21 protein-coding genes are annotated in these 22,707 nt (G+C 64.6%); 7 read left to right on the top strand and 14 right to left on the bottom strand.

Going from position 1 to position 22,707, the window contains the following annotated elements:
* The first annotated feature begins 370 nt into the window (after positions 1-370).
* Both C7G42_RS25075 and C7G42_RS25070 read left to right on the top strand, forming a co-directional pair.
* Positions 371-985 (top strand): hypothetical protein, encoded by a 615-nt coding sequence (locus C7G42_RS25075; RefSeq protein ID WP_245427940.1) that lies wholly within the window; start codon positions 371-373, stop codon positions 983-985.
* A gap of 45 nt (positions 986-1,030) precedes the next feature.
* Complete coding sequence (locus C7G42_RS25070; RefSeq protein WP_106951611.1) at positions 1,031-2,611, top strand: lipopolysaccharide biosynthesis protein; 1,581 nt, start codon at positions 1,031-1,033, stop codon at positions 2,609-2,611.
* A 6-nt stretch (positions 2,612-2,617) separates the two neighbouring features.
* Here C7G42_RS25070 and C7G42_RS25065 read toward each other — a convergent pair whose 3' ends face one another.
* The 7 genes from C7G42_RS25065 to C7G42_RS25035 all read right to left on the bottom strand — a co-directional run bounded on the left by C7G42_RS25065 (position 2,618) and on the right by C7G42_RS25035 (position 9,764).
* Positions 2,618-3,823, bottom strand: a complete 1,206-nt coding sequence (locus C7G42_RS25065) for a glycosyltransferase family 4 protein (protein ID WP_106951610.1) — start codon at positions 3,821-3,823, stop codon at positions 2,618-2,620.
* On the bottom strand, positions 3,820-4,587 hold the full coding sequence (locus C7G42_RS25060) for a class I SAM-dependent DNA methyltransferase (RefSeq protein WP_106951609.1): 768 nt from the start codon (positions 4,585-4,587) through the stop codon (positions 3,820-3,822). Before C7G42_RS25060 ends, C7G42_RS25065 begins: the two co-directional genes overlap by 4 nt.
* Positions 4,584-5,705: a DegT/DnrJ/EryC1/StrS family aminotransferase gene (locus tag C7G42_RS25055; RefSeq protein WP_106951608.1), complete on the bottom strand. Its 1,122-nt coding sequence runs from the start codon at positions 5,703-5,705 to the stop codon at positions 4,584-4,586. The genes C7G42_RS25060 and C7G42_RS25055 overlap by 4 nt, the downstream gene beginning before the upstream one ends.
* Complete coding sequence (locus tag C7G42_RS25050; protein WP_094972556.1) at positions 5,702-6,148, bottom strand: cupin domain-containing protein; 447 nt, start codon at positions 6,146-6,148, stop codon at positions 5,702-5,704. Before C7G42_RS25050 ends, C7G42_RS25055 begins: the two co-directional genes overlap by 4 nt.
* Positions 6,149-6,274: 126 nt before the next feature.
* Positions 6,275-7,453 (bottom strand): CgeB family protein, encoded by a 1,179-nt coding sequence (locus C7G42_RS25045; protein WP_106951607.1) that lies wholly within the window; start codon positions 7,451-7,453, stop codon positions 6,275-6,277.
* 4 nt (positions 7,454-7,457) lie between these two features.
* Positions 7,458-8,762 (bottom strand): hypothetical protein, encoded by a 1,305-nt coding sequence (locus tag C7G42_RS25040; RefSeq protein WP_106951606.1) that lies wholly within the window; start codon positions 8,760-8,762, stop codon positions 7,458-7,460.
* Between the two features lie 39 nt (positions 8,763-8,801).
* Positions 8,802-9,764, bottom strand: a complete 963-nt coding sequence (locus C7G42_RS25035) for a UDP-glucuronic acid decarboxylase family protein (protein WP_106951605.1) — start codon at positions 9,762-9,764, stop codon at positions 8,802-8,804.
* A gap of 212 nt (positions 9,765-9,976) precedes the next feature.
* Between C7G42_RS25035 and rfbF the strand changes: the two genes are divergently transcribed.
* Positions 9,977-10,747: a glucose-1-phosphate cytidylyltransferase gene (rfbF, locus tag C7G42_RS25030; RefSeq protein WP_094891455.1), complete on the top strand. Its 771-nt coding sequence runs from the start codon at positions 9,977-9,979 to the stop codon at positions 10,745-10,747.
* Positions 10,744-11,808, top strand: a complete 1,065-nt coding sequence (rfbG, locus tag C7G42_RS25025) for a CDP-glucose 4,6-dehydratase (protein WP_106951744.1) — start codon at positions 10,744-10,746, stop codon at positions 11,806-11,808. Before rfbF ends, rfbG begins: the two co-directional genes overlap by 4 nt.
* On the opposite strand, the gene C7G42_RS25020 is transcribed toward rfbG, so the two are convergent.
* Both C7G42_RS25020 and C7G42_RS25015 read right to left on the bottom strand, forming a co-directional pair.
* Positions 11,809-12,699: a phosphotransferase gene (locus tag C7G42_RS25020; protein ID WP_106951743.1), complete on the bottom strand. Its 891-nt coding sequence runs from the start codon at positions 12,697-12,699 to the stop codon at positions 11,809-11,811.
* Positions 12,689-13,642, bottom strand: a complete 954-nt coding sequence (locus tag C7G42_RS25015; protein ID WP_094972551.1) for a sulfotransferase family protein — start codon at positions 13,640-13,642, stop codon at positions 12,689-12,691. The genes C7G42_RS25020 and C7G42_RS25015 overlap by 11 nt, the downstream gene beginning before the upstream one ends.
* A gap of 171 nt (positions 13,643-13,813) precedes the next feature.
* Here C7G42_RS25015 and C7G42_RS25010 point away from each other — a divergent pair, with 171 nt between their 5' ends.
* Genes C7G42_RS25010 through C7G42_RS25000 form a run of 3 tightly spaced genes read left to right on the top strand, consistent with a single transcriptional unit; the run spans position 13,814 to position 16,447 of the window.
* Positions 13,814-14,731, top strand: coding sequence for an NAD-dependent epimerase/dehydratase family protein (locus C7G42_RS25010; protein ID WP_106951604.1), 918 nt, complete (start codon positions 13,814-13,816; stop codon positions 14,729-14,731).
* Positions 14,709-15,527 carry a transketolase gene (locus tag C7G42_RS25005; RefSeq protein WP_106951603.1) on the top strand — a complete coding sequence of 273 codons (819 nt, stop codon included), beginning with the start codon at positions 14,709-14,711 and terminating at the stop codon, positions 15,525-15,527. Before C7G42_RS25010 ends, C7G42_RS25005 begins: the two co-directional genes overlap by 23 nt.
* Positions 15,524-16,447, top strand: coding sequence for a transketolase family protein (locus C7G42_RS25000; RefSeq protein ID WP_106951602.1), 924 nt, complete (start codon positions 15,524-15,526; stop codon positions 16,445-16,447). Before C7G42_RS25005 ends, C7G42_RS25000 begins: the two co-directional genes overlap by 4 nt.
* Before the next feature lie 13 nt (positions 16,448-16,460).
* Here C7G42_RS25000 and C7G42_RS24995 read toward each other — a convergent pair whose 3' ends face one another.
* From C7G42_RS24995 to C7G42_RS24975, 5 genes are all read right to left on the bottom strand, one after another.
* On the bottom strand, positions 16,461-17,423 hold the full coding sequence (locus tag C7G42_RS24995) for a glycosyltransferase family 2 protein (RefSeq protein WP_106951601.1): 963 nt from the start codon (positions 17,421-17,423) through the stop codon (positions 16,461-16,463).
* Between the two features lie 28 nt (positions 17,424-17,451).
* Positions 17,452-18,930: a DUF6056 family protein gene (locus tag C7G42_RS24990; RefSeq protein ID WP_106951600.1), complete on the bottom strand. Its 1,479-nt coding sequence runs from the start codon at positions 18,928-18,930 to the stop codon at positions 17,452-17,454.
* 203 nt (positions 18,931-19,133) lie between these two features.
* Entirely contained in the window at positions 19,134-19,883 is a 750-nt protein-coding gene (locus C7G42_RS24985; protein ID WP_106951599.1) for a glycosyltransferase family 2 protein, read from the bottom strand.
* An 11-nt stretch (positions 19,884-19,894) separates the two neighbouring features.
* Positions 19,895-21,298 (bottom strand): capsular polysaccharide export protein, LipB/KpsS family, encoded by a 1,404-nt coding sequence (locus C7G42_RS24980; RefSeq protein ID WP_106951598.1) that lies wholly within the window; start codon positions 21,296-21,298, stop codon positions 19,895-19,897.
* Positions 21,299-21,302: 4 nt separating this feature from the next.
* Entirely contained in the window at positions 21,303-22,691 is a 1,389-nt protein-coding gene (locus C7G42_RS24975) for a surface carbohydrate biosynthesis protein (protein ID WP_245427938.1), read from the bottom strand.
* Positions 22,692-22,707: the final 16 nt, after the last annotated feature.

Here is a 22,707-nt window from a genome sequence, read left to right as displayed (position 1 = left end):
CAGTCGCCGTCTACTGTGCATGGGGTTGTTTTCGCATTTTTGATGTGACGGGCCGACGATAACGATGATCCCACCGATCGCTTTGAGCCGGGCTCACGCCATCTTCCCGTCCTCCCTGTTCCACGCAGCATTTTCTGCCATCCTGGCCATCCGACAACATTTTCATGCATTCCAACAGGTGCTGGAAAGAATGGCCTTCTCGCCGGGTTGGGCAGGATGGGTTGATGATGCCGCGGATCGGAACTAGTTTGGCGCCGATGCCTCGCCGTCGCGTGGCACGGCCGGTGGTCGCAGGGGAATGTCGATGTCCGGGTGGCTGAGGCCGACAGGGTTGGCCGCGCTTTGCATGTTTCTGGGCAAAGCCGGGACCATGGCGGCCACCTCATCGCGCGTGGACGTACTGTCAGATGACGCGGCGGACAATCCTGCTGACAGTGTCGATGTCGGAACCATGAAGCCGATCGCGCGGCCCGCTCCGCAGGCGCCGGGCAAACCCGTCCCCCGCGGCAATCCGCTGTGGTCGGTGCCGCTCACGGCGTTGACCGCGACCCAGGAGCGCCCGATCTTCTCGGCCATGCGCCGGCCGCCGCCGCGCGCGGTCGCTGCATCACCGGTCGAGGAAAGTCCCGCGCCGCCGCCCAGGCTGGTCGAGGCACCGCCGCCATTGTCGCTGGTCGGGGCCGTGGTGGGCGAGGGCGATGCGATTGCAATTCTCGTCAACCGCCTTGATCAGAAGGTCGTGCGTCTGCGGCAGGGCGAATCGCTCGCGGGCTGGTCGCTCATTTCGGTGTTGCCGCGCGAGGTGACGTTCAAGCAGGACGAGCGCAGCGAGGTGCTGGTGCTCCAGCGGCCGGAGCCCGCCGCTGCCGCGAGCCCACCCGCAGATGCCGGTGACAGGCTGACGATGCCGGGCCCGGCTGATCCGTCGTTCTCCCCCTTCGTGCCGCGCTCGACGCCGAAGAACGGCGAGTCGGATGGGCTCTGAGCGCTGGCAGGCGCGGGGCCGATTGCTCGACGGGAAGGACGCGGCTTGACCGACAAGCAAATTGACGCGCCCGGCACGGCCGACGGTTCGAGCAGGCCTGGCGGCATCGGTCGCGCCCGCCGCCTCATGAAGGGCTGGTCCGCCAACCTGGTCCAGATGGCGCTGGGGCTGTCTCAGCAGCTCCTGCTCATTCCGGCCTTCCTGCATGTGTGGACCGGCGAGATGCTCGCGGCCTGGCTCGCGATCTATGCGGCGGGAAGCCTCGTCGTCGTGGCGGATGCCGGACTGCAGCTTCGCGCGATCAACCGCTTCCTCGCGTTCAAGGCCTGCGTCGATTGCGACGGGCGCACGGCCCAGGTTTACGCGGCGCTGATGCGGATCTATTTCGCCATCGTGGTGGTGCTGGGTGTCCTGCTGTGCGCAGCGGTGGTCCTCGCGCCGCCATCGGCCGTGCTCGGCTTTCAGGCCACGCCGACATTCGACGCTGCGATGCTGGTGATGATTCTGGGCATGCTTCTGACCGTGCCCGCCAACCTCGTCTCCGGTCTCTACCGGGTTCGCGGCCATTATGGCCGGACGGTCTGGCTGCAAAACGCCGCGCTGCTGCTCGGACAGATTGCCCAACTCGCGGCGCTCGCATGGTTCGGCAGCCTGCTTGCGGTCGCGGTCGCCTTCGTGTCGATGCAGCTACTGTTCGCGATCCTGATCGCTGCGTTCGACGCGCCGCGACTGTTTCCGTTCCTGCGCCGCGCCGGCAAGCCGCCGTTGGTGTCGCCATCGCTGCGCTGGAGCGTCGGGCAGTTCGGCCGCGCGGTGCCCTTCGCGGTCGCCAACATCACAGAGCTTGCGCTGGTCAATGTCCCGGTGCTGCTGGTCTCCGCGCTGGTCACGAACCGCGTCGCAGTGGCGCAATGGGGTCTGACGCGCGTGATCGCAAGCCTGGTGCGCGGCCTCTGCCTGCAGGTGACGCTGCCGCTCGCCGCCGAGCTCGGCCACGATCATGCGGTCGGCGACAAGGATCGGCTGCGCCGGCTCTACGCCCACGGCTCGGTGTTCGTGACCGGCCTCGCCTGCCTGATCGTCGCGGGCCTGCTGCCGTTCTGGCCGGATTTCTTCGCGTTGTGGACCCATGGCAGCATCCCCTATGACGCGCCGCTCACGGTGACGCTGCTGCTCGGGTCGGCGGCCGTCGCGCCATCGCTGCTGGCTCTGGTCTTTGCCAATCACAGCAATCGCGGCGATCTCCTGATCCGGACCAAGGGCCTCCAGTTCGTGGTCTTCCTGGCGCTGTCCTTCGTCCTGATCCCACAGCTCGGACCGCTGGGCGCAGCACTCGCCGTGGTCGCGAGCGACATCCTCCTCCAGTTCGGATTGCTGGCGCTGATCGTCATGCGGCAGACTCTGCACCATCCGTTCAGGCACATTGCCTTCCTGTTGCTCATGGCCGTCATTGTCGTGGGCGCAGGCTGGCTGATCGGGCAGGCGATCATCGTGCTGGTACCGGGAAGTGGGCTCGTGCACTTCGTCGTGGAATGCGCGATCTGGCTGGCCGCGGTCGGCACGCTCGCAAGCCCACTGTTGAGCGGGGCGATGCGCGAACGCCTGAGGGCGCGCATTCCGGCATAGGACGATTCAGCGCGCGGTCAATGCCAGCCGGTGCTTCAGCCGTTCCAAATGACGCGCGAATTGCGCGTGGCCTGCCCTGGTCTCCTCGGCAAACTGCGCGAGGCGGAGTTGACCGGCCGCGCGCAGCCGCTCGCGCGTGCCGTCGGCGCGCAGGCTGACGATCGCATCCGCGAGCGAACGCGGATCGTCATAGTCGAACAGGATCGCGGCGTCGCCGGCCTGGGCCTTGAAGGCCTCGGGATAGATCACCGGCGTGCCGACCGCCCAGGCTTCCAGTGGGGGAAGATTGGTCGGGCCGAAATAGCTCGGCATCACCAGCGCCGCGGCGCCGCGATACAGTGCGCCGAGCTCGGCGGACTCGACGAAGCCGATGATGGATATCTGGTCCGACAGGCCGTAGGCGCGGATCGCCGCATCGATCTTGTCGCGGCCGCCGCGATCCGATCCGCACAGCACCAGCCGTTCGGTGACGCCCCGCTCGCGTAGGCTCGCGAGCGCCGCGAGCAGCGTCATGTGGTTTTTGTGCGGCCAGAACTGCGCCGGATAGAACAGATAGCCGGGTTTGAGCCGGTATCGTGACAGCACCGCCTCGTCGGCGGCGGCGTCGGAGGACTGGCTGACATAGGTCGAGGGCGAGAACGGGATGCAGACCGCGCGCTCCTGTTCCATCGCATAACGGCGGCTGAGATCGTCGATCAGCTCCGGTGCGTTTACGATCACGACCGCCGCCTTGGTGCTGGCGAGGCCGAACAGGATCTCGCGGCGCTCGAATTCGCCGAACGTCCTCACTTCCGGAAACTCCGGCGCGTCGCGGTGGCAGCCGTCGAAGATCGTGATGATGAACGGCAGCTCGTAGAGCAGCAGGTGCCGCTTCGAGGTCGAGGTGAAGTGCACGACATCGATGCCGTCGCGGATCAGCGCACGCTCGAACGGCGATTTCAGCTTCAGCGCGATCTGGACGAGATCGAAGGGCCCGCAATATTTCAGGAACAGGAAGACATGGTCGAGCGGGCCGAACTTGAGCAGGCGCGCCGCGACTCCGAACTCCTTCAGGATGTCGAGGGTCTTCGGATAGGGCGAGTACACCACGATCTCGTTGCCCGACTTGGCCGCCCAGTCGCGCAGCCAGAGCAGGTCGTTGAGCGGCTGCTGAAAGCCGCCGCCGACCTCGAGCGCCTGTTCCAGCATCACGGCGAGCCGCAGCGGTCTCACGGCGCAACACTCGTTCTGGCGATCGCATAGGCCGCCCAGCTCTTCGAGTTCGGCGCGTCCTGCGTCAGCCATGCGGCGTGAGCGGCGGGCTCAAAGCCGCTCGCCGCGAGTGCCGCGTCGATCTCGAACGGAAACCAGTAGCGCATGTGGTGTGCTTCATCGACACGCCGGATCGTGGCGCGATCCATGTCCTCGCAGAACAGGGTGTAATTCACGGTGACGATCGCGGCCTGTTCGTCATGATCGGATTGCGCAATGCGGGTGAGGCGCAGCGGCTTCTGCTCGATCACCTTGACGCGCGTCTCGACGCCCTGCGCCAGCACCGCGCCGCCGTACCAATAGTCGAAGAAGAAGACGCCGCCCGGCTTCAGCGCCGCATGGGCCGTGCGGAACATGGCCGTCAGCGCATCGCGGCTGGTCTGATAGCTTGCGACGTGGAACAGCGACACCACGGCATCGAAATCGCGTTCGGGACCCGTCTCGCAGGCATTACCCTGTCGGAACGGAATCGACAGCCCGGCTTGCCCGACGCGCGTCTTGGCGCGCGCGATCATCTCGTCGCTGAGATCGATGCCGGCAACATTCCATCCCTGGCGCGCGAAGGCGACCGCATGCAGGCCGGTGCCGCAACCGAGATCGAGCAGCTTGCCCGAGGAAACGCCGTGGTCGCGCAGGCGTGCTTCGACGAATGCCGTCTCTGCCGCATAATCCTTGTCCTGATAGAGAAGATCATACCAGGGCGCGTAGTCGGCGAACACCGTCACGCCAGGATCTCCTTCAGCGCCGTGGCCGATCGGGCGATCTCGTCGTCGGTCAGGGCAAGCCCGCTCGGCAAATAAAAACCGCGCCGGGCAATGGTTTCCGCGTTCGGATGGCTTTCGTCGCGCATCAGGCCCATCCGGCGCAACACCGGCTGCTCATGCATGCACCAGAAGAACGGCCGCGTCCCGATGCCCTTTTCGCCGAGGCGCCGCATCACCTCCTTGGCGTCGAACGGCACGTCGTCGCTCAGCACGACGCCGTAGACCCAATAAATGTTGTCGGCGTAGCCAGTGCGGGCGACGGGGCGGCGGATGCTGTTGAGGCCCGCGAGGTGTTCGTCGTAGAGCCGGCCGATCCGGCGCTTGATCTCGACCGTGCGTGGCAGGCGCTCGACCTGGGCGACGCCAAGCGCGGCCTGGAGGTTGGTCATGCGCGCGTTCCAGCCGAGCTCCTCGTGGACGAAGCGTTGCTGCGGCTGGAAGCAGAGATTGCGGTAGCCTTGCAGCCGATCGGCGAGGGCGTCGTCGTCGGTGAGGATCATGCCGCCTTCACCGGTGGTGACGTGCTTGTTCGGATAGAAGCTGAAGGTCGAGACGTCGCCGAAGCTGCCGCAGGGGGCACCGCGATAGGTCTGGCCGTGCATCTCGGCGGCGTCCTCGATCACCTTCAGATCGTGCTTGCGGGCCAGCGCCAGGATCGGATCGAGATCGACCGGCAGACCGTAGATGTGGACCAGCATGATCGCGCGCGTGCGCGGCGTGATCGCGGCTTCCACGCCCTCGGCCGTCATGTTCCAGGTCGCGGCATCGCAGTCGACTCCGACCGGGACGAGGCCGGCACGCACCAGGGCAGCGGCGCAGCTGATGATCGTGAAGGTCGGGATGATGACTTCCGACCCCTCATCGAGTCCGAGAGCATGGACGGCGATGTCGAGCGCGACCGAGCCGTTGGTGACGGCGATGCCGTGTCGTCGCCCCGCGGCCGCGGCCATCGCCTGCTCGAAGCGCTTGATGAACGGTCCCTCCGAGGAGATCCATCCGGTCCGGATGCATTCGGCGAGATAGTCGGCTTCGTTACCGTCGAGCAGCGGCGTGTTGACGGGAATGAACGGTGAGGTCACAGGTTTGGGCCTTTGATCCGGATCTCGGACGGGGAGGCTTCAGCAAACCGGGTCTTGTCGTTTTCGCCGGAATAGGGACCTTGCTTGATCTCGAACATCTCGAGCGGCTCGAGCACGTGGAAGCCGTGAGCGCCGCTGCAGAGCAGGATGATGTCGCCGGCACCGAGCACGCGGCTTTCGAGATATGTTTCCTCGACGGTGTAGAAGTCGACCTGGAGTTTGCCCTTCTGGATCAGCAGGACCTCCTGGGTGTAGTGCACCTCACGCGTCACCTTGTTGTGGCGGTGAGGCTCGATGGTCTTGCCTTGCGGGTGGCTCATGAAGGCGAGTTGCTGCGACAGCTCCGGCGTCGAAAAGAAGTGGATGCCCGGCTCGCGGAACGAGGCCCGCACGATGATCGCGTAAAGCTGGTCGCCGAATCGAACCTGTTCGACGTGTTCCATCGTGAGCCTCGAAAAATCGCTGTGATTAGAGTGAGATAGCTGTCTCGCCGTGCACTTTGGCCATTTTGGCCGGGACCGTCAAGGGCGGACGGATCATGACGATTGCTATGCCTGCCGGTGCGCAATTCAGCCGACGTATCCAAGGATCTGTTCGACGCGCCGGCGGAAAGTGTGGGTGGCAAACGTCCTGGCCTGTCCCGCCCTGGCGATGGACTGGCGCGCCGTATCGTCGGCGAGATACCGATCGATCAACGCGAGACAGTCCTGGACGCTGCGCCAAGCGATGACCTCGCGCTCGGGAGCAAACAACGTGTGCAGATTGTCCTTGAAGTCGGTCAGCAGAAAGGCGCCGACGCCGGTCGCCTCGAACAGGCGGGCATTGCCGGCCTCGCGACCGGCCATGTCGATGTGCGAATTGAGGGTGACACGGGAGGCGCGCAGTGCCTGGTACATTTCAGCGCCCCAAACCTCGCCCTGGTAGCAGCGGTGCAGCGGCGAGGAGGCGGGAAGGGAGTGCAGGCCGCTGCCGAACAGTTTGAGATCGTAGCGTCGCGCCACCGCTTCGAGCTGCGCGACGCGAAGCTGGTGATCGGCTGATACCGCACCGACGAAGGTGACGTCGAACTCCTGCGAGGGTGGCGGCGGCAGGACGTCGAGGATACCGGGCTCGAAGGCGAGATGGACCACTTCCGCGCGCGCTCCATGGGCACGAAAGAAGTCCACCACCGCGGCCATCTGCGAGATCATGAGATCATAGACCGACCAGTCCTCGCCGCGTGAGGGCGAGATGCCGATCTGGCCGATCAGGATCGGGCGGCCGATCCCCTTGATCCGGCGCGCCAGGCGCGTGTCGACGTGAAATAGATCCTGGTTGAGGACGAGATCTGGCTTGAAGTCCTCGATCTGGGCCAGCAGGATCTTTTCCGCTTCGGCATCCAGGCGCGGGCTGAGGCCGACCTTGCGCGCGAGGGGCCGCAGCACCGGCTTAAAGGGGGCGACCGCGCGTTGCAGCCAGCCGGGAACGGCATCGCGCGCGGCCGGCGTGCCTGATGGCGGCGGCTCGGTGACGGCAACGCCGTGCTCGCGCGCCCAGGCCGCCCGCATCCATGGATTGTTGACATGGATGTCGGCGGCGGCGTGCCCGAGGCCGGCGAAATTGCGCGAATAGAAATCGGCGACGCCGAACAGGCTGGCGTTCCGCGCCGCCATCTGCGCCGCGTAAGGCTCGTTCTCGAGGCCGGGCGTGCGCCGGTAGAGCCAGGCGAGGAAGCGCGGATAGTCGGCATTGAGGATCAGGATGCGCACGGCGTTACGGCTTTTCTTCGAACAGGGTACGGGGCATCACATACCAGAGCAGGAACAGGATCGCGGTGCCGTGGGTGAGCATGGCGACGGAGAGCGGCACGTTGAGCAGGACGTGCGGCAGCACGCCTGATGACATCAGGACGAAGCGAGGCGGAAGCCCTGCGGAGGTGCGGTTGCCGAGCGCCAGCACGAGGCCTGCTGCGAGCGCGGTCAGCGGTGCTAGCCAGGGACCGACCGACGCAATGCCTTCGGTCGCAAACAGCGACGCATTCACATTGCCGAAGTCGTAGGTGTTCTGCATGACCACAGCGAGCGGCTCATCGTAAGGACAATGCATCAGCGGCTTGAGAACGGAAATCTGGCAGAACCAGGTCAGCGGGTGGTTGGCGAAGAAATCGTTGTAGAGCTCGAGCGCGCCCGATGCAGTCGCCATCATCCGGATGTTGACGATATCGAAATACCTGCCGGGAATGCTCCGCAGGCTTGCCTCGGTCAGCCAGATCACGAGTAGCCCGATCAGTATCGGAACGAAAATCGACGCGACGACCGATGCTCTCGCCTCCAGGAGCCGCGACAGCACGACCAGCGCGATCAACCAGGCCGGCGTGAAGAACGCGAACTTCGTCAGGGTGATGGGATAGAACAGCAGGAGCAGGACCAGGACCAGGACGGCGCGGATGCGGTGGCCGAGCAGCCAATAGCAGGCGAAGACGAACGGCAGCAGCGTGCTGGAAACCCAGCCGATGAGATATCGCAGCGCTCCCGGAAATTCGAGGGTGTCGCGATAGTCGTAAATGCGCGCGATCGAGACCAGCCGAAAATTATAGGTCGCAGCCACCGCGATCGTGGCCACGGAGATCGCCAGAATGAGCGCGAGCAACTGCTCGAAGCGGTCGTTGGAGAGGATCACGAACTGCCGCAGCGGTGCCCGGATGAACAGCATGGGCATCAGGCATAGCAGCAGCGCCAGTGCCGCCGAAACTCCGGCAAGCAATCGCGGGTAATTGTAGTCGGAGAAGACGTCGATCCAGAGGAAGCCCAGGATCATCGTGTAGAAATAGAATCCGACGAAATAGCCGAAGCAGAAGCGGACGGAGGCGAACAGCAGCGAGACCACGGAAAAGCCGGCTGCCACGAGAACCGCGATCCAGAGGCGCCTCGGGTTGAAGTCGATGGAGAGCTGGAAGGTCGCGACCTCGATCAGCGACAGGCAGGTGACGGCGCTGTGCAGCAGCACCAGTTTCGTCAGCGCGGCTTTCGTGTCCAGGCGGGCGCGCAGATCGCTGATGATGCCGGACGGTGCGCTCATTGTGGAAGCTCGCTGCGGACGATGGACGTGGCGAGCAGGTCAGGCGATGTCGAGCGAGTGCTTGAAGTAGGCGATCGTTTCCTTCAGCCCGTCCTCGAGTGCGACCTTCGGCTCCCAGTTCAGCACCGCCTTCGCCTTGGCGAGGTCGGGTTGACGCTGGCGCGGGTCGTCCTGAGGCAGCGGCTTGAATACCAGCTTGGAACGCGAGCCCGTGAGCTCGATGACCTTTTCGGCGAGTTCACGGATCGTGAACTCGGAATTGTTGCCGAGGTTGATCGGGCCGGTGATGTCTTCCGCCGTCACCATCAACCGCATGATGGCTTCGACGAGGTCGTCCACGTAGCAGAACGAGCGGGTCTGCCCGCCGTCGCCGAACACGGTGATCGGCTCGCCCTGCAGCGCCTGGACGATGAAGGACGACACAACGCGACCGTCATTTGGCTGCATGCGCGGACCGTAGGTATTGAAGATGCGCGCGACCTTGATCGGCAGGCCGTGCTGACGCCAATAGTCGAAGAACAGTGTCTCGGCGCAGCGCTTGCCCTCGTCGTAGCAGGAGCGGACGCCGATCGGGTTGACGTTGCCCCAATAATCTTCGGTCTGCGGATGGATCAGCGGATCGCCATAGACCTCGCTGGTCGAGGCCTGAAAGATGCGCGCCTTGAGCCGCTTGGCGAGCCCCAGCATGTTGATGGCGCCGTGCACCGAGGTCTTGGTGGTCTGCACGGGATCGCGCTGGTAGTGGATCGGCGAGGCCGGGCAGGCCAGGTTGAAGATCGCGTCGACCTCGATGTAGAGCGGAAAGGTGACGTCGTGCCTGATAGCCTCGAACAGCGGATTTGCGATCAGATGGGCGATGTTGCGCCGGCTGCCGGTGAAATAATTGTCCGCGGATACCACTTCGGCCCCGGCATCGAGCAGTCGCTCGCACAGATGCGACCCGATGAACCCGGCACCCCCGGTGATGAGGATGCGGCTGTTCCTGTAGTTTTCAAACGGCATGATCGGGTTCCAGCTGGATCTCGGGATGGTCTCCCGGTGCGGCCGGCAGAGTGGTATCGGCTACGGGCGAAAACGCCAAGAGCTTTAAAGGTAATAAAATACCACTTGATATCGGAAGTGGCTTGAGACCGATGGATTTTCCAGGTCCCGCCACTTCGTATAGAAGCCGTCTGGAGTACGCGGGGGAGCGTGCCTCCGTTCGGAGCAGGTGAATGAAAGTCGTAATTCTTGCGGGAGGCCTGGGCACGCGAATCGCGGAGGAGACCACCACGCGACCGAAGCCGATGGTGGAGATCGGGGGGCGGCCGATCCTGTGGCACATCATGAAGATCTACAGCCATTACGGCTTCCATGATTTCGTGATCTGCCTTGGCTACAAGGGCTTCATGATCAAGGAGTACTTTGCGAACTACTTCCTGCACATGTCCGACGTGACCTTTCACATCGCCGAGAACCGGATGGAAGTGCATCGCGAGACGGCCGAGCCGTGGCGGGTCACCCTCGTCGACACCGGCGAGGACACCCAGACCGGCGGCCGGCTGAAGCGGGTGTTGCCTTATGTCGCGGACGAGCCGTTCTTCGCATTGACCTATGGCGACGGTGTCGCCGACATCGACCTGGCCGCCGAGATCGCGTTCCACAAGGCACATGGGCGGCGCGCTACCGTTTCGGTGGTGCGGCCGGCCAAGCGTTTCGGCGCGATCGCGATCGAGGGCGACCGGGTCGTCAATTTCGAGGAAAAGCCCAATGACGACGGCGGCTGGATCAATGGCGGTTTCTTTCTGTTATCGCCGTCGGTCGGCGAGTTGATCGCGGGCGACAACACGATTTGGGAGCGCGAGCCGATGGAGCAGCTCGTGCGTGGCGACGATCTGCGCGCCTACGTGCATCCCGGCTTCTGGCACCCGATGGACTCGCTGCGCGATCGTAACTTCCTCGAGGGTGAGTGGGCCGGCAACCGTGCCAAATGGAGGGTCTGGTGACGGATCCGGCATTCTGGCGCGGCAAGAAGGTCTTCCTCACCGGCCACACCGGCTTCAAGGGTGCGTGGGCGTCGCTGCTGCTGCGCCGCCTCGGAGCTGACGTTTACGGCTATGCGTTGCCGCCGACTCACCAATCCGCGCTGTTCGTCACGGCGCGCATTGCCGACGACATCAAGCACCGCATCGCCGATATCCGCGATCTCGCCACCTTGCGCGCCTCAATGGCGGAAGCCGAGCCCGAAATCGTCATCCACATGGCGGCGCAAGCGCTGGTGCGTCCGTCCTACGAGGAGCCGGTCGAGACCTTTGCAACCAACGTGATGGGCACGGTGCATGTGCTGGAGGCGGCGCGGCCTCTGCGCTCGGTGCAGGTGATCCTGAACGTCACCAGCGACAAATGCTACGAGAACAACGGCAAGGGCGCCGCCTTCGCCGAGGGCGACCGGCTCGGCGGTGACGATCCCTACAGCAACAGCAAGGCCTGCGCCGAGCTCGTGACGCATTCCTACCGCCACAGCTTCTTCAACACGAGCGGCGCAGCGCGGGTCGCGACCGCGCGGGCCGGGAACGTGTTCGGCGGCGGCGACTGGGCGCGCGATCGTCTGGTGCCCGATGCGATGCAGGCGTTCCTGGCCGGCGAGGCGCTCCGCATCCGCAATCCCAATTCGGTGCGGCCCTGGCAGCACGCGCTCGACCCCGTGCTCGGCTATCTCTCGCTGGTCGAGCGATTGGCGGGCGATGAGCGTTTCGTCGGGGGGTGGAATTTCGGACCGGATACCGCAAGCGAGGTGCCGGTCGGGACCGTGGTCGATCGTCTGATCGCGCTGTGGGGCGACGGCGCGCGGTGGACGGCCGATTCCGGCCCGCATCCGCATGAAGCTGCCTATCTCAGGCTCGACTGCGCGAAGGCGCGGAGCGAACTCGGCTGGAGGCCCCGGCTCGATCTGGCGCAGGGCCTTCGCTTGACTGTCGATTGGTACAAGGCGCTGCGCGAAGGCCGGGACCTGCGCAGCTTCTCGCTCGATCAGCTCGACCAGATCGCTTGCGCCGCGCAGGCCTGATCAGGCCGGCAGATTCAGGATCTCGGCAATGCGGTCCTCTGCCGACACCGCGTGCTTCAGGTGCTCGCCCGACAAGACCGCCAGATAGGATTTGAGCAGGACGACGAGCACGAGGATGGCGCGCTCGACGTCGGGCGAAAGACCGGTTCGGCCGAAGGCGGCCTCTTGCAGGAACGGCCGGTTCTCCATGAAGGTCAGCCAGTAGAGGTAATCGTAGCCGGCGATGCCGCGGAATGCATCTTCCCAGTCGATGACGCGCCGCACGCTGCCCTGGAGCATGATGTTCTTCGGTCCGAAATCGCCGTGACAGAGCGCCTCGGGCAAATCCGCCAGACCATCCCCGAGCAGCGCAATCAGCCTGCGCACCTCGGTCGCGGCTGCCCGGTCCAGCAGGCCGCGGCTCGAAAGCGTCTTCAGTGCCTCTGGAGCGGATGCCAGATAGTGATCGAATGAGACAAGCCCATCCGGCTGCCAGTCCTTGAGCCGCTCACTGCACGCGGATGCCATTGCGGCGGCATCAGCGGCGGGCGTCGGGGCGGCCTGCGGCACCAGCGCGGGCATCATGAGGCAGAGCCGCGCCGCTCCATCCGCGAGCGGGATCTCGAAACGGTCGAGCACGATCGAGTTGCCATAGAGTTGCTCGAGGATGACGGCTTCCTTGGCGAGGTTGGCGCGCGCACGCGCCCCCGGCAGATGGGTCTTCAGAAACCGCTTCTCGCCGGAGATATCGGCATCGTAGCAGGCACCGAGCGTACCGCCGGGCGCCGGCGCGACGGTGACGTCGCGGCCCAGGGATTCCAGATGCCGTCGCAGCGCGGGCAGGAGGCGCGCGCGATCGGCGGCGATGTCGGGGCGGTCGTCGTTTTCGAAGAACGCGATCTTACTCAGCACGATAGAGCGGGCTCAGATAGTCGATCCGGTCGTAACCGAAATGACGGGCGAGTGCCGCGGTGCCCTGTGCAATCTGCTTGCGCTCCTGGTCCGAGAGCTCCTGGATCACGGCCTGGTTGTAGTCCTTGGTGCTCTTGAGCACGGTTCCCCAAGGTGCGATGGAGTCCTTGATCTCGACGCCGTTCCAGCTCGGATAAAGCATGGAGTCGGCGAAGGGCACGCCGATGAACCCGGCCGCCTCGGTCATGAACTTGCGCTTGTCGTCGACGAGGTCTTCGTACCGGAAGATCCGTACGTTCTCGGGATACATTTTCGCAAACATCTCGACCGTCGAGTGATAGATGTTCCAGGTGATCAAGTATTTGGTCAGCGGCTGCGGGAACGGGCGGCGCTTGGTGTCGCGGTAGGCCGAGAACGGATTGCGCACGATGTGCAGGATGCGGACGTTGGGAAAGTCGCGCACCATGCGATCGGCATCGATCCCGATGGCGGGGGAGTAGCCGACATGGACCATGCCCGGCCGCGGCTTGACGTAATAGTTCTCCCAGGCCGCGAAGGTCGCGCGGAAGAAGGCCTCGATTACCTGGCGGCGGAAGATCGGCGGCTCGCCGACGATGCGGGCAAACTCGGCGACCCGCTTCTTCTCGTCCATCACGCAGTCCGCATCGCGGAACTTGGAGCCGTTGCGCTTGCGCAGGAAGGTCTTCAGCTCCTCGTCGATCATCTGCTCATAAAGCTCGGTCGCCGTCAGCCCCTCCGGGAATTCGGGATAGCGGTACTGGACGCGCTCGACCGAGGCGAGGAAGTCGTTGAAGTTGCGATTGCCGAGCTGAGATTCGAAGGGATAGACGAGCAGGTCGGGATGACCGTCGAAGTGACGATGGGTGACGTTTCCGCCGTGCTCGAAGCCTGCGGAAACCATGGCCAGCCGGAAGTCATTCATGCGTCTACCCCTAACGTCCTCGGACCTCGATCTGGCCCTCCGTTTAGCCGCATGGGCCGGATAATCAAGTTCGGATCGCCCCTTCCGCCGTGCCGGGAACGGGGCATGGGCAGGGGGCCTTGCCGAAGCGGGACATTGACGGCGCCGGGGTAGCTGATCTACCCGGGGCTTATGCGTGTTTTTGCCACCGGTGCGAGCGGTTTTCTGGGCTCCTATCTCGTTGCGGACCTCGTGGCGCGGGGGCACGAGGTGGCCGTCCTGCTGCGGCCGGCAAGTTCCTATTGGCGCCTCGCGCAGCTCCATGACCGGTTGCACGTGATCCCGGGCAGTCTCGAGCATCCGGATGGGCTCCGCGGAGCGCTGGGGGCGTTCGCGCCGGAGGCGGTCGTGCACATGGCCTGGCGCGGTGTCGCAGGCAGCGATCGCAACAGCCCGGTCCAGGCCGTCAACGTGGCCGACACGGTGGGCCTCGCCGAACTCGCGGCCGAAGCCGGCGCCAGAATCTTCGTCGGAGCCGGATCGCAGGCGGAGTACGGCCGCTATGATCGCGCGATCCGGGAGGACGACGTGCCACGGCCGACGACGTTGTACGGCATGGCCAAGCTCGCAGCGGGATCAATGGCGATGCGCCTGTGCGAGGAGCGCGGTCTGCGTGCCGCCTGGCTGAGGATTTTCTCGACCTACGGCCCGAAGGATGCCGATCACTGGCTTATTCCGAGCACGATCCGGAACTTGCGCTCCGGACACCACATGGCGCTGACGGCCTGCGAGCAGCGCTGGGGATTTCTGCACGCGCGCGATGCCGCAAGTGCTTTCCGGCTGGCGATCACGCATGAAGCGGCGAGCGGCATCTTCAATGTCGGCAGCGCCGACGCCCCGCCGTTGCGCGAGACGGTGACGCGGCTGCGCGATCTCGTCGACCCCGGCGCCGCTCTCGGCTTCGGCGAGTTGGCGTATCGGCCCGATCAGGTTATGGTCCTGGCTGCGGACGTTTCGCGCATGCTTGCCTTGGGCTGGAAGCCCGAAGTGCCATTGGACGAGGGACTACGCGAGACGGTAGAGTGGCATGACGCGACCAAATCTTCCTGAGCCGAAAGAATTCGCGCGACGGATTCGTGCGCACGCGCTGCGCATGGTGCATGCCGCGAAGGCCTCCCATATCGGCGGCTGCCTCTCGATGGCGGACATCCTGGCGGTGCTCTACACGCGGATCCTGCGCGTCGATCCCGCAGAGCCGCAAAGCCCGAGCCGCGATCGCTTCGTGCTCAGCAAGGGCCACGCCACGGCGATCATGTACGCAACGCTTGCCGAATGCGGTTTCTTTTCCCTCACCGAGCTCGACACCTACTGCCGCGACGGCTCGATCTTCACCGGGCATGTCAGCCACGCCGTGCCCGGCGTCGAGGTTTCGACCGGCTCGCTCGGCCATGGCCTGCCGATTGCGATCGGCATGGCGCTGGCCGCATGCCATGCAGGCGCGGGCAGCCGCGTGTTCTGCCTGCTCAGCGACGGTGAATGCGACGAGGGCTCGAACTGGGAGGGCATCCTGTTCGCGCCGCATCACAAGCTCGACAATCTCTGCGTCGTCGTCGACTTCAACAAGATCCAGAGTTTCGGCTCGGTCGCAGAGGTGTTGAACCTGGATCCGTTTGCCGAGAAATGGAAAGCGTTCGGCTGGCAGGTCGAGGAGATTGACGGCCACGACCTCACTGCGCTCGAGCGTGTGCTGAGCGGCGTGCCTGCCGCATCGGGCCGGCCGACCGTCGTGATCGCCCACACCGTGAAGGGCAAAGGCGTGAGCTTCATGGAGAACAAGCTCGAATGGCACTACCGCTCGCCTTCAGATGAGCTGCTCGCGCAGGCGCTGGCCGAGGTCTGCGCATGAGGACGACGTTCATCGAGAGCCTGTCGCAGGCCGCAAGCGAAAACCCCGATATCTGGCTGCTCTGCGGCGATCTCGGCTACTCCGTGCTGGAGCCGTTCGCGGCGAAGTTTCCCGATCGCTATCTCAATGTCGGTGTGGCCGAGCAGAACATGGCGGGGATCGCCGCGGGCATTGCGCTGTCCGGGAAGACAGTCTTCATCTACTCGATCGGCAATTTTCCGACGTTGCGCTGCCTCGAGCAACTCCGCAACGACGTCTGCTACCACGGTGCCGACGTCAAGGTCGTGGCGGTGGGCGCCGGCTATGCCTATGGCAGCCAGGGCTACACCCACCACGCGCTGGAGGATGCGGGGATCATGTCGATGCTGCCGGGCATCGAGGTGTTCGTGCCCTGCGATCCCATGGAGGTACGGGCTGCGACGGGTCTGATCGCAACGAGCGGCAAGCCGTCTTACTTGCGGCTCAGCCGTCAGGGGGAGCCAAATCTCGGCGCCGCCGTGACCAATCTGCGCAAGCCCAGGATTTTGCGTGACGGACGGGATGTCGTCATCCTCGCGTCGGGGCCGATTGCCTCCCGTGCGCTGGAGGCCGCCGGCGAACTCGCCGGGCGGGGCCGCGACGTCGGCGTCGTCAGCGTCTCCTGTCTGAAGCCGCTCGACGAGGCTGCTATCCGCGACGCCGTGCGCGACGCCTCGCTCGTCGTGACGCTCGAAGAGCACATCTTGCGCGGCGGCCTGTTTAGCCTGGTAGCTGGCCTATTCGCCGGCGATGCGCGGCGACCGCCGGTCACAGGCCTCGGCATTCCGGAGCAGGGTGGCAAGACCTCGAGCGCGGGGTCGCGCGAGGCGCTGCTCGATGCCGCCGGCCTCTCGGCTCAGGCGATCGTCGCGCGAATCGAGCAATCGCTGACGAAGCGCTGACGCCGCCGGCGCGTCACGCGCCGGGCGGCGGCGAGGGGTCGAAATTGACGCGCTCGCGCTCGAACACCACGGGCTTCTCGCGCACCTGTCCGTAGATCGCGAGAACGTACTCGCCGATCATGCCCATGAAGAACAGCTGTACGCCACCGAAGAAGAACATGGCGACGATCAGCGTGAGGATGCCGGGTTCGGCGAGCTTCTGATAAAGCACCAGGCCGATGATGAAGTTGACGATCGCGTATGCGATGCTCACGGCTGAGATCAGAAAGCCCGCGAGCAGGCCGAATCGGACTGGCGCGGTGGTGAAAGACACCAGCCCGTTGAGGCCCTGATCGATCAGCGCGCTGGCGCGGTTCTTGGAAAACCCCTTCTTGCGCTCGCGCCAGGTGTAGGGCACGCCGACCATGCGACCGCCGCATTCGAACGTCATCATTCGCATGAATGGATAGGCGTCACGGACGTGACGCATGGCCTCGACGACGCGCCTGTCGACAAGTTGGAAGTCACCGACTCCCGGAGGCACCTTGAGCTCGGAGAACCGGGTCAGCACGCGGTAGTAGGCGTTGCGGAGCCCGCGCATCAGACGGCTTTCCTCGCGCGCCGCGCGGATGCCATAGACGATCTCGTAGCCGGCCTCCCACAGCTTGACGAATTCGGGAAGCAATTCGGGGGGATCCTGTAGGTCCGCCGGCATGAACAGCAGGACGGCGTCGCCGCGCGAGGCCATCACGCCGTTGTAGGTGTTGCGGAGCGGTCCGAAGTTGCGTGCGTTGACGATGATCTTTACCGCCGGGTCCCGTGCTGCGATCTCGCGCAGGATCTCCATGGTGCGATCGTCGGAGGCGTTGTCGCAGAAGATGTGCTCGCGCTGATAGCCCTGGAGCTCGCCGTCGAAGATCTTCCGGATTGCCTCGTAGCAATCCCTGACGTTGAGCTCTTCGTTGTAACAGGGCGTGATGACGCTGATTGTTTTCACGTTCGCATCTCTGAAGCAGGGCAAATGGTCATCGCGGCGTGTCGGCGCCGTAGACGGCGGATTTGTGGTAGTATCTGGCGATGCAGTCGTTCGGTAATCTGTCGGCGTTGGCCGTCACATCGGCGGTCATCAGCAGAGACGGCGTCCATTTGTGCCGGGGAACCACGACAACCGGTTCGGGGCTCGTCGTCAGGAGGGCGTGCCGATCGGCGCTCTCCCGCCAGTAGGGATACAGGCCCGGCCATTGCGCGCGCAGCTGAAACGCCGTTGAGCTCAGGCTGAGCGAGACGATCGTGAGCGACGCCAGGCAAACAGGCATCCCGACCGGACGGAGCAGGCTACGAAACGCACCTGCTCCAAGCCGTTCGCGCAATTGCCGGCTGTATGCACCGACGACCAGCCTGACGCCTAGAGTCGATCCGAACAGCAGCAGGATGAGCGCCTGGTTCTGCGCCCGCTCGATGAGCCGCATCCCCGTCGCATATCGATGAGCGAAATACTCGAAGTAACAGCACGCCAGGCAGATCGCGATCGTGCCGAAAGCCAGCATCTTGCCTCTTTGCGGCGCCGGTTGCGTCGCTCGAGGTTCGGTCAAAGCGATCAGGCCGACAGCGGCGAGCCAGGCGACGACGGCAGGCTCTCGAAGGAAGCGGCCGAGACCGGCGAGCGAATCGATCAGCGCTTGGACAACGGACCATGTCACATGCCCGCCGTTCGGGAGTTGCTCCATGCGCGTGCTGTTGCCGCCGGCCGAGACAACAATGATCCATCCGATCGCAATGACTGCCACGATCAGAAGGTGCTGCGCGATCTGGCGCTGCTGGCCGAGGAGATGGCGCGCACCCAGCGAGGCCGAGACGATCAGGAGCAGCCATGCCCCGGTAAATTCGTTGCACAGCGCAGCGACGAAGCCGCCCAGGGCCATCGCGAGGCTGAGCGGCCACGAGAAGCCGGATTCCCCGTCAAGCGCCCGAACGCACTCCCCGAGGATCAGGATGGTGATCAATGCGGGCGGGACGTAACAGGTCACGGCCGAGAGCCAATACAGCAGATCACGCACGCTCGGCGCGGCGCTGACCACGGCACTCGCGAATGCGAGCGTGAGGAAGACCGACTGGAGGGCGGCGGTGCGGGGCCAGGCCCGGACCATGGCGAGGGCCGTGGCGGCCAGGAACAACGCCGCGTTCGCAGCCATCGTCAGTGAATAGGCAGACAGCAAGCTGACACCCGTCGCGGCCGATATCGCCGGAGGAAGCTGGGTCAGCCACAGTGCCAGGATCCGACCCGACTGCGTATGATAGAAGATCGACACGGTGTGGACGAAGCCGTGACGCACATACAGTTCCGCGAAGCAGAAGTCGTCATGTTCGGGCGCGCTAAGCGAAGTGAGTGCAAACAGACACAACAGAAAAATTGCAGGAAACAGGCTGCACAGCGTCCAGCCAATCCAGGACCGGCGATCGGCGTGCGGACGCGCTGCCAGTTGAATAACACCTTGATTGTACACGCTAAGCCCCCTCCGATCCGGGGCAGATTAAAGACAACCCGTCAGGGTCGCAATGTTCAATTCCAGCTGTTGCAAGTGGCGCATGCCGCGCCGTCGGCGTCGCTGGAGCATGATCCGGAAAAGTGTGCAGCGGTTCTCCGAAAAGATAATGCTCAAACAACAACCAAAAGCGCGATGACGATTCACCCTGATATCATCGCGCTTTAGAACTCCCGCCGTTTCAACCAGGCCCGGGTAGCCCAATGGGCAAAACACCAGGCCGATCTGATCAGGGAGAGGTGCTCGACATCGCGGTAGATCTGCCAGACCCATTTGGCCGAGCGTGCCGGCCGGCTGGAGACCGAGGAGCCCCTGACGCGATAGCGCGCGAGATCCTCGTTGAGGCCGTAAGCGGTGTGGCCGCGCTTGAGGATCGAGAGCCACAGACAGAAATCATCGTAGCCCTCGTTCTTCATCGCGATGGGGCCTGAGATATCGCGGTCGACCATCGCGGTCAGCGTCGCGATCGCGGTGTTCTCCAGGAGTTGGCCATAGGTGAGCGAGGCCGGCACCTCGATCAGCCGTCCGGTGACGATGTTGGTTTCGTTGATGCGGCGGAAGGCGGTGTAGCTGAGGGCGGCCTGCCTTGCCTTCGCGAAGGCAAGCTGCCGCTCCAGCTTCTCTGGCCGCCACAGATCGTCGCTGTCGAGGAAGGCGAGATAGCGGCCCTGTGCGGCGTCGATCGACGCCTGGCGCGCCAGCGCCGGTCCGCCGTTCTTCGGCATCCGGATCAGCTTGACGCGCGGGTCGCGCGCGGCGATCTCGGCGATGATCTCCGGCGTCCTGTCGGTCGAGCAGTCGTCCGCGATCAGGAGCTCCCAATCGGCGAAGGTTTGGTTCTGTACCGAGCGGATCGTCTCCTCGATCAGGCCTTCGACATTCCAGGACGGGGTGATGATCGAGACGAGCGGCATGATGGGTCCGTTCAGTTCACGCCGGTCGGCTCGGTGATGGCCGCGCGCAGGGAGGCCGCAAAGATGTCGAGCAGCTTGGGATCGCTGATATAGAGCTCGCCAGGATAAGACCGGCGCCAGGCAGACTCGAAATACGGCGCGCCTTTGGCCGGATTGAACGGCCCGGCGGAGAGTGCCTCGCGCAGGCGTGCGGGCACATCGGCCAGACGATCGACCGCATACACCAGCGGGCAGGAGCGATAAAACGCATCGCCCATCACCACGACCGGCTTGCCGAGCAGCAGCGCCTCGGCACCCGATTTGCTGTTGACGGAGATGACCGCATCGGCGCGATTGAGCACGGCGTAATTGTTGGTCTGCGGCGGCAGTAGCACGAAATTGTCGAACCGGCGCGCGAGCTCGAACAACCGGGAGGCCGCGATCGCGCCGATCTGGGCGGGATGCTCTTTCACCACGAGCACATGCGAATCCGGGATCGTGCGCAGCAGGAAGTCGACGGTCGCGACCTGGTCGAGATAGTCCGGCGAGCGCAGCGTCAGCGCCATGTCGGCCGGAACGTGGAACGGATAATAGACGAAGGGCGCCTCGGGAATCGGCTTGTAGAGCGTGCGCAGCCGCGTCGCGTTGAGCACCATCGCGGCATGGACCCGGGCGTGGCGCAGATTGTGCCCGAATTCCTGGTGCTTGCCGAGCGCGAACTGGTCCCACAGCTTTTCGGTGAGGCGGCGCGCGTTGCGCAAATTGACGACCTTCTTGAACGCCGCGGAATAATGGTGCTGATCCTTCTTGGGAATGACGATCGCGCGCTGCGTCAGCGTGTCGTCGAGATAGGCGCGCACTTCCGACGAGACAGCGTCCGCCGGCGTCGGCATCACGTCGGGCGCGGCAAGGCTGTCAGGCGTGAAGTACATGCGGCCGCGAAAGAACGATGGCTCGATGAACCAGTTGCGAATGTCGCGGCGCCTGGCGGCGTAAAAGCTCGCGAGTACCGAGAGGAATCCGCCGAGCTCCTGTACCAGCTCGGCGCGCTTGCCTTGCCGCTCCAGCCGGTCGAGGACTGTCTCCATCGCATTGGCATAGATCATGAAGCGCCGGCGTAGTGCCGCGGTGTCGCGGATGCCGAAAGTAAAGCGCTCATGACTGAACAGGAAATTGGTTCCGTCGAGCCCGTAGGCCGCAACCCGCGCGTCGAAAGCCGTGCGGTCGTCGGGCGAGGGGCCGGCCTTGAGGCCCTCGCGATACATGTTCGTGACCGGAACGCCTTCGGCCGTCGACATCTCCGCGCTGCGATCGTCGAAGGCGAGCAACTCGACATCATGGCCTGCCGCGCGCAACCGTTGCGCGACCGGAATCCAGAACCGGGTCTGGTATTCGGCGAGCGTGGTGATGAGAATGGTCTTTGTGGGTGTGGCCATGGCTCTATCGGGCGGGTTCGATCGCAATACTTGCGAGCGGCAAGCCCGTCGTCGCGCAATGCGCGCGTCTTGCCGTAAACTGCGACGGGCTCGCCTGATCGTGAGCGGCGATGCGCTGAATCAGGGTCTGGACGGAGGGCGGTGCGATTCGCTTGTCGCGCCGGGCGGGATTGAACTGGCTGCGCAGCCGCTCCGTGACGGCGGAGCCGAGCGCAGCGCTCGCGGCCCCTTTGACGATCTGGCCAAGGCTCGGCTTGGCACGCGTTCCCTTCACGGTCGCGAGCAGTGAGACGTAAGGTGGGCGCGAGCTCGCTATGCTGGTCAGCACATCGGCAACACGTTCGGCGGCTTTTCCATCGTTGAGATGGAAGAATGCTTCGATGTCGGCGGCGTGAACGCGGGCGAAATCGAAGGTCTCGGTCTCCTGCTCGATATGATCGATCGCGTCGAGTAGTTCGTCAAAGGAGGCGACGCGCCGGCTCACGCGCGGTGGCAGCACGGCATGGCTTGCAGTGGTCGGTGTGTTCAAATAGTCGAGTTGAAGCGGCAGCTTTCCGAGCAAGACCGAATCGACGGCCGTCCCGCAATTGAGATGAATGACGGCGGCTGCATTGCGGATGCGGTCGAGCACGCTGCCGGTGCCGTCGACCAGAATGTTGGCGTGGTGCGAGAAGGCGTTGCGATAGACGTCCTCGCTCTCGAAGGGGTGAGGCCGCACGAGAATGTTGCGCTTGGGCCGCGCGGAAGCGAGTCGGCCGATTTCGACGAGATAGTCGGCGAAGACCTGCTTCAGGTCCGTCATGAAGCGATCGACATAGGCGCCGTCCCAACCGGCTCGCACCATCGCTTCGCGCTCGCCGCCCGGCTTGCCGGTGAACCGCGAATTGACCAGCGGAAAGTTGGCGTTGACGAGCAGATAGCCGCGCGGCTCGCCGTCGAGCACGGCACGCCAGGGCGGGGCCGCGAAATCGAAGCGCGGACATCCGGTGAGGTGAAGCTGTTCCGGCCTCAGGGTTCCGGCCGTGAGAAAGGCCTCGTATAGCCGGCTGCCCCAGAAGAAATAGCCTGCCAGCATGTCGGCATAGCCGCTGTCCTTGACGTAGGCCGCCATTGAGGTCGGCGAGTTGCCGCCCTTCTCCGCGAGCACGCCGCCTTCGGTATCAAGCACGTACAGGGCGAGGCCCGCTTTGGCGAAGCTGCGCATCAGGTCGAGATTGACGGGACGCGCGTAGTTGACGACCAACGCGTCCAGCCCAAGTCGCGGGACATCGACGGCCTGCTCATACATCGGCACCAGCGCGACGGAGACGCCGCGCCGCGCCAGTTGATAACCGAGCATGACTGCCCCCGGCAGGTCACGCTTGGGGTGATCGACCACCAGGCCTATACGCAAGATGTGAGCTCCCGGC

The organism is Bradyrhizobium sp. MOS003 (assembly GCF_003020125.1).
Classification (GTDB): domain Bacteria; phylum Pseudomonadota; class Alphaproteobacteria; order Rhizobiales; family Xanthobacteraceae; genus Bradyrhizobium.
Note: the sequence above shows the minus strand (reverse complement) of the source record. Positions and strands in the feature narration are given on the sequence as shown.